The organism is Variovorax sp. UC74_104 (assembly GCF_044055375.1).
Taxonomy (GTDB): Bacteria; Pseudomonadota; Gammaproteobacteria; order Burkholderiales; family Burkholderiaceae_C; genus Variovorax.
In genome coordinates, this window is record NZ_CP171978.1 from 4937586 (window position 1) to 4950394 (window position 12809).

General features: G+C 66.1%; 13 protein-coding genes and 2 tRNA genes. 4 read left to right on the top strand and 11 right to left on the bottom strand.

The annotated features are described in order from the left end of the window. Positions 1 to 98: 98 nt before the first annotated feature. A complete protein-coding gene (locus ACHMXA_RS23230; protein ID WP_395316451.1) occupies positions 99 to 1085 on the top strand; it encodes an NADPH:quinone oxidoreductase family protein in 987 nt (328 codons plus the stop codon). 93 nt (positions 1086 to 1178) lie between these two features. Here the strand turns inward: ACHMXA_RS23230 and ACHMXA_RS23235 are convergent, their stop codons facing one another. Further along, complete coding sequence (locus ACHMXA_RS23235; RefSeq protein ID WP_395316452.1) at positions 1179 to 1523, bottom strand: H-NS family nucleoid-associated regulatory protein; 345 nt, start codon at positions 1521 to 1523, stop codon at positions 1179 to 1181. Between the two features lie 285 nt (positions 1524 to 1808). Beyond that, positions 1809 to 1884 (bottom strand) — tRNA-His (locus tag ACHMXA_RS23240). A gap of 296 nt (positions 1885 to 2180) precedes the next feature. Here ACHMXA_RS23240 and ACHMXA_RS23245 point away from each other — a divergent pair. Both ACHMXA_RS23245 and ACHMXA_RS23250 read left to right on the top strand, forming a co-directional pair. Next, positions 2181 to 2429, top strand: a complete 249-nt coding sequence (locus ACHMXA_RS23245) for a GlsB/YeaQ/YmgE family stress response membrane protein (RefSeq protein WP_395316453.1) — start codon at positions 2181 to 2183, stop codon at positions 2427 to 2429. A 65-nt stretch (positions 2430 to 2494) separates the two neighbouring features. Further along, positions 2495 to 2827 carry a hypothetical protein gene (locus ACHMXA_RS23250; RefSeq protein WP_395316454.1) on the top strand — a complete coding sequence of 111 codons (333 nt, stop codon included), beginning with the start codon at positions 2495 to 2497 and terminating at the stop codon, positions 2825 to 2827. 22 nt (positions 2828 to 2849) lie between these two features. Here ACHMXA_RS23250 and ACHMXA_RS23255 read toward each other — a convergent pair whose 3' ends face one another. The 6 genes from ACHMXA_RS23255 to ACHMXA_RS23280 form a co-directional block, all read right to left on the bottom strand. Beyond that, positions 2850 to 3524: a histidine phosphatase family protein gene (locus ACHMXA_RS23255; protein WP_395316455.1), complete on the bottom strand. Its 675-nt coding sequence runs from the start codon at positions 3522 to 3524 to the stop codon at positions 2850 to 2852. A 123-nt stretch (positions 3525 to 3647) separates the two neighbouring features. Then, entirely contained in the window at positions 3648 to 5561 is a 1914-nt protein-coding gene (locus ACHMXA_RS23260; protein WP_395316456.1) for a SurA N-terminal domain-containing protein, read from the bottom strand. Between the two features lie 77 nt (positions 5562 to 5638). Beyond that, positions 5639 to 5714 (bottom strand) — tRNA-Val (locus ACHMXA_RS23265). A 29-nt stretch (positions 5715 to 5743) separates the two neighbouring features. Then, positions 5744 to 6016, bottom strand: coding sequence for an HU family DNA-binding protein (locus ACHMXA_RS23270; protein ID WP_007830705.1), 273 nt, complete (start codon positions 6014 to 6016; stop codon positions 5744 to 5746). A gap of 221 nt (positions 6017 to 6237) precedes the next feature. Next, positions 6238 to 7323 (bottom strand): tartrate dehydrogenase, encoded by a 1086-nt coding sequence (locus ACHMXA_RS23275; protein WP_395316457.1) that lies wholly within the window; start codon positions 7321 to 7323, stop codon positions 6238 to 6240. Beyond that, entirely contained in the window at positions 7320 to 8237 is a 918-nt protein-coding gene (locus ACHMXA_RS23280; protein WP_395316458.1) for an alpha/beta fold hydrolase, read from the bottom strand. The genes ACHMXA_RS23275 and ACHMXA_RS23280 overlap by 4 nt, the downstream gene beginning before the upstream one ends. A gap of 71 nt (positions 8238 to 8308) precedes the next feature. Here ACHMXA_RS23280 and ACHMXA_RS23285 point away from each other — a divergent pair, with 71 nt between their 5' ends. Further along, on the top strand, positions 8309 to 9268 hold the full coding sequence (locus ACHMXA_RS23285; protein ID WP_395316459.1) for a LysR substrate-binding domain-containing protein: 960 nt from the start codon (positions 8309 to 8311) through the stop codon (positions 9266 to 9268). Positions 9269 to 9287: 19 nt separating this feature from the next. Here ACHMXA_RS23285 and ACHMXA_RS23290 read toward each other — a convergent pair whose 3' ends face one another. Genes ACHMXA_RS23290 through uvrC form a run of 3 tightly spaced genes read right to left on the bottom strand, consistent with a single transcriptional unit; the run spans position 9288 to position 12759 of the window. After that, positions 9288 to 10178: a DMT family transporter gene (locus ACHMXA_RS23290; protein WP_395316460.1), complete on the bottom strand. Its 891-nt coding sequence runs from the start codon at positions 10176 to 10178 to the stop codon at positions 9288 to 9290. Continuing rightward, positions 10175 to 10741: a CDP-diacylglycerol--glycerol-3-phosphate 3-phosphatidyltransferase gene (pgsA, locus tag ACHMXA_RS23295; RefSeq protein WP_126184980.1), complete on the bottom strand. Its 567-nt coding sequence runs from the start codon at positions 10739 to 10741 to the stop codon at positions 10175 to 10177. Before pgsA ends, ACHMXA_RS23290 begins: the two co-directional genes overlap by 4 nt. 56 nt (positions 10742 to 10797) lie before the next feature. Beyond that, on the bottom strand, positions 10798 to 12759 hold the full coding sequence (gene uvrC, locus ACHMXA_RS23300) for an excinuclease ABC subunit UvrC (RefSeq protein WP_395316461.1): 1962 nt from the start codon (positions 12757 to 12759) through the stop codon (positions 10798 to 10800). Between the last annotated feature and the right edge of the window lie 50 nt (positions 12760 to 12809).

Sequence of the window (12809 nt, forward strand, 5' to 3'; positions counted from 1 at the left end):
TTCGGGTGCGTCGCAGCAGGGACAAGGCCACCCCGCCGCGGCCCCTATCATCGCCCGCTTCATTGCCCCAACATTACCTGTCTGAAGGAGACCCTGGCATGCACGCATGGCTTTGCGAGAACCCCGTTGGCGTCGACGCGCTGACCTGGAAGGAATTGCCCACCCCCACGCCCGGGCCGGGCCAGGTGCTCATCGAGATCAAGGCGGCCAGCCTGAATTTCCCCGACCTGCTGATCGTGCAGAACAAATACCAGATGAAGCCGCCACTGCCCTTCGTGCCCGGCTCCGAGTACGCGGGCGTCGTGCAGGCGGTCGGCGAAGGCGTGACGCACCTCAAGGTGGGACAGAACGTGGCCTGCCTTTCCGGCACCGGCGGCTTCGGCACCCATACGCTGGCGCCCGCGGCCCTGTGCATGCCGCTGCCGGAAGGCTTCGGTCATGTCGACGCGGCAGCCTTCATCATGATCTATGCCACTTCGTGGCACGCGCTGATGGACCGCGCACAGCTCAAGGCCGGCGAAACCGTGCTGGTGCTCGGTGCGGCGGGCGGCGTGGGCACGGCGGCCATCCAGATCGCGAAGGCGGCCGGAGCCAAGGTGATCGCGGCCGCCTCCACCGACGAGAAATGCGAGCTCTGCCGCTCCATTGGCGCCGACGCGACGATCAACTACACGACGCACGCACTGCCAAACGGTTTTCGCGACGCCGTCAAGGCCGCCACCGACGGCAAGGGACCCGATGTCATTTACGACCCGGTAGGCGGCGATTTTGCGGAGCCCGCGTTTCGCTCCATCGGGTGGCGCGGCCGTTATTTGGTCGTCGGTTTCGCATCGGGCCCGATTCCGTCCCTGCCATTGAATCTGATGCTGCTGAAAGGCGCCTCGCTCGTCGGCGTGTTCTGGGGCGATTTCGCGAAACGCGAGCCCAAGGCCAATGCGCAGATGATGGCGGAATTGGCACAGTGGTATGGCCAGGGAAAGATCAAACCGGTGATCGACAGCACGATGCCGATGGCGGAATTGAAGGCCGCGTACGCCCACATGGGTTCGCGCGGCGTCAAAGGAAAACTGGTGATGGTGAACTGAGCGCGCCACGCCGCTTCATCTCCAGCGCCCGATAAAAAAGCCCGCTCATGCGGGCTTTTTTTATTGGGCATCTGCCCAGAGGAAACAGGGCACTTACTTGATCTCGTAATCGGAAAGCGACTTGCCCGCGGCCAATGCCTCGGTCACCCAGCGCGGCTTGCGTCCGCGACCGCCAGACCAGGTTTCGCCGGTCGGGCTGCGATATTTAGCAGCCGCCTTGGCCGGCGCAGCAGTTGCGCTGCGCTTGGCGGAGCCCACGCGGCCGGTCAGCTTCAAGTCGGAAGCGGTCAAACCATATTCGGCAATCTTCCTGCGCAACTCCTCGATCACACCAGCGCGCTCCTGGTTACGCAGGTCTTCGGCCTGCTTGCGCAATTGCGCAATCTGCTCGTCATGCTTCTTGATCTGGGAATTGATATCGGCGAGGGTCGAAGCCATTGTTGGACTCCTGGAATTGAAAACGGGGCGATTTTAATTCAGTTTACATTTGCCACAAGTGCCTTACCACGCGAAAAAATTGGCGGCGCATTGCATTAGTGCAACAACTCGCAACGTAAAGTGCACGCCGCGGTTGACGTCTTATATGCAGGCAGGATGGAAAAAGAGTCTTCGGCGCGCAGGCAACAGGAGATGCGACGGCCGGAAATGACAACGCCGGGACAAGCCCGGCGTCGAGATCCTTTGAACGCCGCTATTGCGCAATAGCGGCAAGGAGATATTTTTTGGGGTGGCTGATGGGACTCGAACCCACGACGACCAGAATCACAATCTGGGACTCTACCAGCTGAGCTACAGCCACCGCAGAGCCTACGATTCTAGCGTCAAAAATCGCTGTTTTGGTTGGCCGCATCGATCAAACAGCTCGAAAGCCACATTTCGCCCCGCAAACACCGGGCCGCCCAGGGTCACTGCGACGTATTTGTAGGACACCAGGCAATGCACGCGCCACGAAGTCAGGCACAAATTCCCGCGCGCCCGCTCGATGTTCGCAGCCTTCGCTGACACGCGCATCGCTCCGCTATCATGAATGCGCCCTGCACAGACGGGGCGTGGCTTCCGGCCAACTCCCCCTTCACCACACCAAAGGAATTCTTCATGAGCATCGTCTGGACCATCCTGATCGGGTTCGTCGTAGGTCTTGTGGCACGGGCGGTCAAGCCGGGCGACGACTCGGCAGGCTTCATCGTCACCACCCTCATCGGCATCGCAGGCTCGCTGATCGTCACGTACGTCGGCCAGTCGCTGGGCTGGTACACCGCCGGACAGGGCGCGGGCTTCATCGCCTCGGTGCTGGGCGCGATCGTGCTGCTCTTCGTCTACGGCCTGATCAAGCGCAAGAGCTGATCGAAATAGAAGAATAGAGAAAAGGCCGTGCCGCGTGCCACTGCGCGCACATGGCCGCTGCTGTGATGCCCCGCAAGGCACGCGCCAAGCATCATGTCTATGTGGTCGAGCTGGACGACCGCGTATGGAACAACGGCCGCTTCAGGCGCGCCAACCCCGACTACCAGCTCGGCAAGCCTTTCGTCTACGTCGGCATGACCGGCCTGGACCCAGACATTCGTTTCGACAAGCACAAGGCCGGCATCCAGGCCAACAACTTCGTGCAGGAGTTCGGCCTGCGGCTGCTGCCGGCACTCTACGAACGCTACAACCCCATGACCTACGAGGACGCGCGCCTGATGGAGGTCGACCTCGGCATCGCGCTGCGCAAAGCCGGCTACGGCGTCTGGCAGGCCTGACGCCGGATGCCGCCGTCTTTCTTCAGGAGTAGGTGATCCAGTCCTCGTAGGCCGGACCGTCCAGGTGCGGCAGCGTGTTGTACGTCACGAGCATGTGCCGCTTGGGCGTGAAGGCGAACTCGGTCACCGATGTGTTGCGGATGCGCAGGTTGAGCTCGATCGTCGTCTCGGCGCTCGTGCCGAGCACGTGCCCCACCGCCGTGCTGATAGGCCCTCCGCTGGACACCACCAGTACCTTCGCGCCGTGATGCCTGTCTCGCACATGGTCCAGCGCCGTCGTCACTCCGGCCAGAAAGTCGACGTAGCTCGGCATTCCCACCGGCGCCGTCTTTCCCTGCATCCAGGCGCCCAGTCCTTCGCGCAGCAAGCGGAAGTGGTGCCTGTACATCTCGGGTGAATCGGGCTTCTCCAGCTTGCCCTCGTGGATGGTGGCAATGACCGCCTCGCTGTCGTACTCGTTGAGCCCGGGCCATGGCAGCACATCGTCGTGTTCGAGACCGAGCCCCTTGGCGATGCCTTCCCAGGTCTGCCGATGGCGCTTCAGCGTGCCGGTGATGACGGCATCGAACTTCATGCCGCGCTCGCGCCAGTACTCGCCGAGGCGAACGGACTGGCGGTGTCCGAGTTCGCTCAGGTTGTCATAGTCGGCGGCACCGAAGCTGGCCTGCCCGTGGCGCACGAGGTAGAGGGTTCCCATGGGCGGGATTCTGGCAAGAAGCCAACGCGCAAGTTGTCCCTCGTGCGACCTGCCTGCGCCCCATGAAAAAAGCCCGAGCCATCGGCTCGGGCCTTGCGTCTGGCGACGTACGGTGCGTGCGTCTCAGCGCGCAGCGGGAGGCAGCGTCTCCGCGGGCTTCGGCACCAGGATCTCTGCCTTGAAGCGGTCCTTCAGGAGGGCGTAGTAAGCGGCATCCTCGGCAGCCGCGATGGACTGGCCGACCTGCGACTGCTCCTGCTTGGCGAGTTCGGCCGGAGGCGGCGTGCGCGGCACGACCTTGGTCACGCGCACCACCGTGTAGCCCTGGGCGCCCAGGTCCACGCCGACGAGCACGGGCAGCTTGGCGGGGTCGGCACGCAGCGCGGCGTCGATGACCGGCAGCGGCTGCGATTGCGCGTCTCGACGCGACACCGTCACGGGCGCGCCGAAGGTCGCGCCATCGGCCTTCGCGGTCCAGGCAGCGAGCTTTGCTTCGCCTTCGGTCTTGGCCAGCACTGCGGCACGCTCCGCAACCAGCTGGGCGCGGATCTTGTCCTTCACGTCGGCCAGCGGCACCGGATGTGCCGGCGAGTACTTCGTCACGCGGCCCGACGCGAGCTGGCTGGGGCCGACTTCGATCGCCTCGGTGTTCTGCTTGCGTTCGAGCGAGTCGGCAGCGAACAGCGCATTCAGGAAGTTGCGGTTCGCCAGCGGACCGGTGGCGCCCGGCGCCGCGGTACGCGCGACGTTGTCGGCCGTCTTGATCGTGAGCTTGAGCTTCTCGGCCGCGGGCTTGAGGCTGTCGGGCGTCTGGTAGACCGCATCGGTGAAGGTCTCGGCAGCCTTCGCGAATTCCTGCGTCGCCTGCTGCGAGCGCATGTCGTTCTCGATGGTCGCGCGCACCTGCTCGAACGGAGGCACCACCGCCGGCTTGATATCGGTCAGGTGGATGATGTGATAGCCGAATTCGGTCTCGACGACGTTGCTGATCTCGCCCTTCTTGAGCGCGAACATCGCATCCTCGAAAGGCTTGACCATCGCGCCCTTGGTCACGAAGTCGAGGTCGCCGCCCTTCTCCGCCGAGCCCGGGTCCTGCGAATTCTTGCGAGCAACGTCGGCGAAGGTATTGGGGGCCTTCTTCACTTCGGCCAGCAGCTGCTCGGCCTTGGCCTTGGCCTTCTCGCGCTCGGCGGCAGGCGCGCTGGCCGGCGCGGTGATCAGGATGTGGCTCGCGCGACGCTCTTCCTTGGTGCCGAAGCGCGAGGCGTTCTGCTCGTAGTAGGTCTTGAGGTCTGCCTCGTTCACGACGACGTTCTTCTTCGCCGCATCGAGGTCGAGCACCAGGTATTCGATGCTGGCCTGCTCGGGCGCCTGGAACTGCGCGGCGTGGTCCTTGTAGTAGGCCTCGATGTCGGCATCGCTCACCGTCACCTTCGAGGCAAAGCTGTCGGGAGTGAAGCGGGCGACCTGGATCTCGCGCGTGTCGTAGAAGGCGTTGATGGTGGTGGCGGCCAGAGCGGGCGGCGTGAAGGCCGTGCTCGAGATGCCCAGCAGCACCTGCTGCGTCGCCATCTCGGCGCGGACGGAGGCTTCGTACTGTTCCGGCGTGCGGCCGGTCACGCGCTGGAAGGTCTCGCGGTCGAACTTGCCGTCGGGCGTGCGGAAGCTGGCCAGGCCCGGGTCCTGCGCGAAGATGCGCGACAGGCGGTCTTCGGACACCGTCATGTTGGCCTTGGCAGCCGCTGCGGCCAGCACGCGGTCGCGCACCATGCGCTCCAGCGTGGCATAGCGCAATGCATCGGACTCGAGGAGCGTCGGGTCGACGTTGGGCGACTGCTGGCGGATGCGATCCGTCTCGACGCGGTGCTGCTGATCCCACTCGGGCTTCGTGATGTCATGCCCTTCGACGCGTGCGACCTTCTCGTCGCGGCCGAAGCCCTGATAGCGCTCGACACCGAAGAACACGAACGAGGGAATGATCAGCAAGAACAAGAAAATCATCACGACTTTGTTGTACTTGCGGAAGGTATCAAACATGCTTGAACACTCTTTTTCGACAGCAGTCGGACGGCAATAAAAAAGGCGAACTTGTGGTTCGCCTTTGCATCGGGTGGTGGTGGGTGCTGAGGGGCTCGAACCCCCGACCTACGCCTTGTAAGGGCGCCGCTCTACCAACTGAGCTAAGCACCCCACCGGAAATACTCTCCGAGTCTAACGCCTCAGTTCAGCGCGTCTTTCAGCGCCTTGCCGGGACGGAACTTCGGAATCTTGGCTGCCTTGATTTTAATCGCGTCGCCCGTGCGGGGATTTCGGCCGGTGCGGGCCGCGCGTTTGCCTACTGCGAAAGTGCCGAAACCGACGAGCGAAACGGAGCCGCCCTTCTTGAGCGTGGTACGAATGGCGCCGATGGTGGATTCGAGCGCGCGGGTCGCTGCGGCTTTGGAAATGTCGGCGTTCTTTGCGATGTGCTCAATCAGTTCGGTCTTGTTCACAAGGGCCCCTTGTAGAAAAAAATGTTGGTCGGCTTTCGTCAGCTGCGACCTGGCCGCAAACGGTGCGACACAAGAACCCGGCAGGCCTGACGCCCCGGCAGCGCGCTGCCAGCGAGGATTACAACCACTGGTCTGCAGGGTGTCAATAAGACACGAGGCCATGCCGAGCAGCGGAGCGCGCGATTTTAGGGGCGTTTCGTGAAGTCCTTTTTCGTCGCGGCTCAAAGCGCATCGGCGATGGCCTTGCCCAGGTCGGCGGTGCTGGCGTTGCCGCCGATGTCGGGCGTGCGCGGTGCTCCGCTTTGGGGCGCGAGCACCTTCTCGATGGTCGACAGGATGGCGTCGTGCGCCTGCTTGTGGCCCAGGAACTCCAGCATCATCGCGCCGCACCAGATCTGCCCGATCGGGTTGGCGATGCCCTTGCCGGCGATGTCCGGCGCCGAGCCGTGCACCGGCTCGAAGAGCGACGGCATGGTGCGCTCGGGGTTGAGATTGGCGCTGGGCGCGATGCCGATGGTGCCCGTGCAGGCCGGCCCCAGGTCCGACAGGATGTCGCCGAACAGGTTGCTCGCGACCACCACGTCGAAGAAGTCGGGCCGCTGCACGAAGTGGGCGGTGAGGATGTCGATGTGGAACTTGTCGAGCCTGATGTCCGGGTAGCTCTTGCCCATCTCGGCCACGCGCTCGTCCCAGTACGGCATGGTGATGGAGATGCCATTCGACTTGGTGGCGCTCGTGAGATGCTTCTTCGGCCGCGACTGCGCGAGCTCGAACGCGAACTTCAGCACCCGGTCGACGCCCACGCGCGACATCACGGTTTCCTGCACCACGATCTCGCGCGGCGTGCCCTGGTACATGCGCCCGCCGATGCTGGAGTATTCGCCCTCGGTGTTCTCGCGCACGATGTACATGTCGATCTCGCCGGGCTCGCGCGGCGTGCCGTCGCGGCGCACCACGGGGGCGATGATGCCGGGCATCAGGCGCGCGGGACGCAGGTTGATGTACTGGTCGAACTCGCGGCGGAACATCAGCAGCGAGCCCCACAGCGACACGTGGTCGGGGATCTTCTCGGGCCAGCCCACCGCGCCGAAGAAGATGGCGTCGTGCCCGCCGATCTGGTCCTTCCAGTTGTCGGGCAGCATCTGGCCGTGCTTCTCGTAGTAGTCCCAGCTCGAGAAGTCGAAGTGGTCGAACTTCAGGTCGATTCCGAACTTGCGCGCCGCGGCATCCAGCACGCGCAGCCCTTCTGGCATGGTTTCCTTGCCGATGCCGTCGCCGGCGATGACTGCGATTCTGTGGGTGCTCATGGATTGGCTCCTGCGTGTGCTTGTTGCAAAGGTGAAAAGAAGGCCTGGGCTTCGGCGAGCAGCTCGTCCGGAGCCTCTTCGGGAACATAGTGGCCGCACGGCAGCGCGCGGCCCGACACCTCGGCGGCACGCTCGCGCCACAGCGCCAGCACGTCGAAGGCCTTGCCGACGGCGCCATGCTCGCCCCACAGCACGCGCAGCGGCAGCGCAAGCCGCCGGCCCGCGGCGATGTCGGCTCGGTCGTGCTCGAGGTCGATGGTGGCGGAGGCGCGGTAGTCCTCGCAGATGGATTCGGCCGTGCCCGCGATGGCGGCGCAGCGCTCGTATTCGGCCAGCACCTCGGGCGCGAAGGGCGCGAGGCCCGCGTGCCGCCCGCCCATCACACTGCGCACGTAGCGCACCGGGTCGGACGCGATCAGCGCCTCGGGCAGCGGCGGCGGCTGGATGAGAAAGAACCAGTGCCAGTAGGCTTTCGCGAAGGCTTCGGAAGTCTGCTCGTACATCGCGAGCGTGGGGGCGATGTCGAGCAGCAGCATGCGCTCGACGGCCCCGGGATGATCCGCCGCGAGCCTGTGCGCGACGCGCGCGCCCCGGTCATGCGCCAGCACGCCGAAGCGCTCGAAGCCGTGGTGCCGCATGGCGGCGAGCGCGTCGAACGCCATCTCGCGCTTGCTGTAGACAGCGTGTTCGGCATCGGGTGCCGGCCGGCCCGAATCGCCGTAGCCGCGCAGGTCGAGCGCAATAACCGTGAACTTCTCGGCCAGGGCGGGCGCCACGCGATGCCAGATCGCATGCGTCTGCGGATGGCCGTGCAGCATCAACAGGGGAGCCCCCTGTCCGCCGATGCGCCCATGGACGCGCACGCCGTCTCGCTCGATGTCGAAGGTGGGAAAGGATAGGAATGAGGCCGTCACGGCGCCGATTGTGCGTTGCGCCCTGCCGTCCATCAAGCAACAATCAGCCAATTCATACTTTCCGATCTGGCATGAATCAAGCTTCGATGGAACGCAGCGACTTGGCACTCGTGCTCGCGATCCGCGACCAAGGCAGCCTGGCGGGCGCGGCAGCCACGCTCGACGTCGTGCCCTCCGTCGTCACCAAGCGGCTCGGCGCGCTGGAGGCCCGCCTGGGCCAGCGCCTGTTCGAGCGCACCACCCGGCGCCTCAGCGCCACGGCCGAGGGCGAGGCGGTCTGCCTCCACGCAAGGACATTGCTCGACGGCTTCGCTGCGCTGGAAAGCGAATTGGGCGAGCGGCAGAACGAACTGAGCGGCACGGTCCGGCTGGCCGCCACCTTCGGCTTCGGCCGGCTCTGGCTCGGCCCGGCGCTGGCCGCCTTCCAGGCCCGGCACCCGGCGCTGCGGATCGAGCTGTCGCTCACCGAGCAACTTCCCGATCTCGGCGCCGAGGGCTACGACGGCGCGGTGTGGCTCTGGGCCGTGCAGCAGCGCCACGCGGCCGACTGGGTCTCGCGGCGCATCGCGCGCAACCAGCGCGTGCTCGCCGCCTCGCCCGGCTACCTGAAGCGCCGAGGCACACCGGCAACCGTCGAGGCACTGGCCTCTCACGACTGCCTGGTCGCACGCGAGAACGGCGAGGCCGGCCAGCGCCAGCACGCCGTGTGGACCCTGCGCCACGCGCGCGACGGCAGCACGGCGCGCGTGCGCGTGCAGGGGCCGCTGGCCAGCAACTCGGGCGAGATGGTGCGCGACTGGTGCCTGGCCGGACACGGGATCATGTTGCGCAGCCTCTGGGACATCGCACCGCAACTCGCCAGCGGCGAACTTGTGCGCTTGCTGCCGCAGTACGCGATGGCGGAAGCCGACATCCACTGGATCGCGCCCTGGCGCCCGAAGACGCCGCGCCGGGTGCGCCTGCTGGTCGATCACCTCGTCGAGCAGTTCCGCGGCGAGCCCTGGAAGCCGGGCAGGAACGGGGCGCGCTAGATAGATATAAGAAGGCAGCTCAGCGGCCGCCGCTGCGCACCACGAGGCTCACGCCCACGGCCGTGAGCCCGATGCCCAGCACCGTCATCAGCGTGATCGGCTCAGAGAACAGCAGCCAGGCCATCACCGCCGTGCAGGGCGGCACCAGGTAGAGCAGGCTGGTGACGGCGGTGGCGGTTCCGCGCTGGATCAGCATGTAGAGCAGCGAGCTGCCGCCCAGCGACAGCGCCAGCACCGACCAGGCCATCGCCCCGCCCGAATACAGGTTCCACTGGATGCCGTCCGTCTCCAGCGCCGCGAACGGCAAGGTGACGAGCACGGCAGCAGCCATCTGCACCGCGCTCGCGCTGCGCACGTCGCAGGGCGCGACAAAGCGCTTCTGGTACAGCGTGCCCGCGGTGATCGACACCAGCGCCATCAGCGCGAGCGCCATCGTCTGCACGCTAACCTCGCCGCCCTGCCCCAGCTTGCGCAGCACCACCAGCACGAGGCCGGCGAAACCCAGCCCCAGCCCGACCCACTGGCGCCCCGTGATGCGCCCGCCGGTGAACGAGAGCCAGACGGCCGTCAGCACAGGCTGGATGCCGACCAGCAGCGCCACCAGCCCGGCGCCCATGCCCTCGCGCACCGCAGCCCAGACACCGCCGAGGTAGCCCGCGTGCATCAGGACGCCGGTGACGGCCAGGTGCGCCCACTGGGCCCGCTGCTTCGGCCACTCGACCCGCGCCAGCGCGACCCATGCGGCAAAGCACGCAAGCGACAGCGCGAAGCGCACGGCGAGGAACTTGAGGGGCGGCGCGTACGGCATGCCGTAGCGCGCGACGATGAAGCCCGTGCTCCAGATCAGCACGAAGACCGCGGGCATCGCCCGCAGCCAGCCCGAGCCGCCGGCCGGGGTCGCGGGCGTCATTTGGTTCTGGCCCGGATTTCCGGAATGGCCTTCTGAAGGTAGTACACCATCGACCAGATGGTGAGCACGGCCGAGATCCAGATCAGCCACTGGCCCCAGGCGCCGGTGTCGATCACACCGAACAGGCGCCCGTCATAGAGCAGGAAGGGAATGGCGATCATCTGCACGGTCGTCTTGACCTTGCCGATCATGTGCACCGCCACGCTCTTGCTGGCGCCGATCTGCGCCATCCACTCGCGCAGCGCCGAGATGGCGATCTCGCGGCCGATGATGATCAGTGCCACGAACACGTCGGCCCGGTTCAGGTGCACCAACACCAGCAGCGACGCGCACACCAGGAACTTGTCGGCCACCGGATCGAGAAAGGCCCCGAAGGCCGAGGTCTGGTTGAGCCGGCGCGCCAGGAAGCCGTCGAGCCAGTCGGTGGCGGCGAAGACGATGAACATGACCGTGGCGATCAGGTTGCGCATCGGCTCGGCCATCGGCAGGTAGAACACACCGACGATCAAAGGGATCGCGACGATGCGCGTCCAGGTCATGATGGTCGGCAGGGTCCAGAACATCGCGTGATTGTGTCATGGCCGCGGTAACCCCCTGCGGGGGTCGCGCGATCGAGCGGTCAGTGCAGCGCCTTGTAGATTTCTTCCGCCAGGTCGGCGGCGATGCCCTCGACCGAGGCGATGTCCTCGATGCTCGCCGCCGCCACGCCCCGGATGCCGCCGAAGCGCTGCAGCAAGCGTGCGCGCCGCTTCGGCCCGATGCCCGGGATGTCCTCCAGCTGGCTGCCGCCCACCCGCACTTTGGCGCGCTTGGCCCGCATACCGGTGATGGCGAAGCGGTGCGCCTCGTCGCGGATCTGGGCCACCAGCATCAGCGCGGCCGAGTCCTTGCCGAGATAGACCTTCTCGCGGCCGTCGGCGAACACCAGTTCCTCGAGGCCGACCTTGCGGCCCTCGCCCTTCTCGACGCCGACGATCAGCGACAGCGGCAACCCCAGCTCGCCGAACACCTCGCGCGCCATCGACACCTGCCCCTTGCCACCGTCCACCAGCACCAGGTCGGGCATGCGCGCGGTGCGCGGCTTGGGCGGCGCCGCGCTGCCGTCGCTCTCGGCATCGCCCGGCGGCAGGGCGTCGGTCTCGGCTGCCATGGCCTCGGCCAGCTTGCCGTAGCGGCGGTGCAGCACCTGGCGCATCGCGGCGTAGTCGTCGCCGGGCGTGATGCCCTCGATGTTGTAGCGGCGGTATTCCTTGTTCTGCATCGCGTGGTGCTCGAACACAACGCACGAAGCCTGCGTCGCCTCGCCCGCGGTGTGCGAGATGTCGAAGCATTCGACGCGGAAGTTGTCGAGGTCGTCCGAGGCCAGTTCCAGCGCGTCGGCCAGCGCACGGGTGCGCGCCTGCTGCGAGCCCTCTTCGGCCAGCAGCCGGGCCAGCTGCAGCTTGGCGTTGGTCTCGGCCATCTCCAGCCAGTGGCGGCGCTGCTCGCGCGGCTGGAACACCGCCGTCACGCGCGAGCCGGCCTGCTGCGAGACCGCCTCGATCAGCTCGCGGCTCACCTGCTCGCTCAGCACCAGCGTGGCGGGCACGGGCACGTCGATGTAGTGCTGGGCGATGAAGGCCTCGAGCACCTGCACCTCGACCGGATCAGCGACCGCGGGCGGCGCGCCCTCCTCGTCGTCGAGCTCGCCGTGATGGATCTGCGCCGCGTCTTCCACGTGCACCGGGAAGTACGGCCGGTCGCCCAGGTGCCGGCCGCCGCGCACCATCGCGAGATTCACGCAGGCCTTGCCGCCCTGCACCTTCACGGCGAGGATGTCCACGTCCTTGTCGGATGCGATCTCGATGGACTGCTGGTGCAGCACGCGCGAGATCGCCGACATCTGGTTGCGCAGCTCGGCCGCCTGCTCGAACTCGAGCTTCTCTGCGTGCGCCGTCATGCGCTGCTCGAGCTTGGAGAGCACGAACTGCGTGTCTCCCATCAGGAAGGCCTCGGCGCTGGCGACGTCCTGGGCGTATGCCTCGGGCCCGATGTGGCCCACGCAGGGCCCGCTGCAGCGCTTGATCTGGTAGAGCAGGCAGGGCCGCGTGCGGTTGGCATACACCGTGTCCTCGCAGGTGCGCAGGCGGAACACCTTCTGCAGCAGCTGGATCGATTCCTTCACCGCCCAGGCGCTGGGATACGGTCCGAAATAGCGGTGCTTCTTGTCGACCGCGCCGCGGTAGTAGGCCAGCCGCGGAAACTGGTGCGAGGCGATCTTGAGGTAGGGATAGCTCTTGTCGTCGCGAAACAGGATGTTGTAGCGCGGCTTGAGCGTCTTGATGAGGTTGTTCTCCAGCAGCAGCGCCTCTGCCTCCGAGCGCACCACCGTGGTCTCCATGCGCACGATCTTCGAGATCATGTGCCCGATGCGTGTGCCGCCGTGGTTCTTCTGGAAGTAGTTGGCGACCCGCTTCTTCAGGTTGCGAGCCTTGCCCACATAGAGCACCGCCCCGGCCGCGTCGAAATAGCGGTACACGCCGGGCAGTTGCGGCAGGGCCGCGACTTCGCTGAGCAGTTGTTCGGAATGCACGTCTGACATGGCGGCTATTGTGGCGCGCGGCATGGGGCCCGGCAGCCACTCGCGCGCAA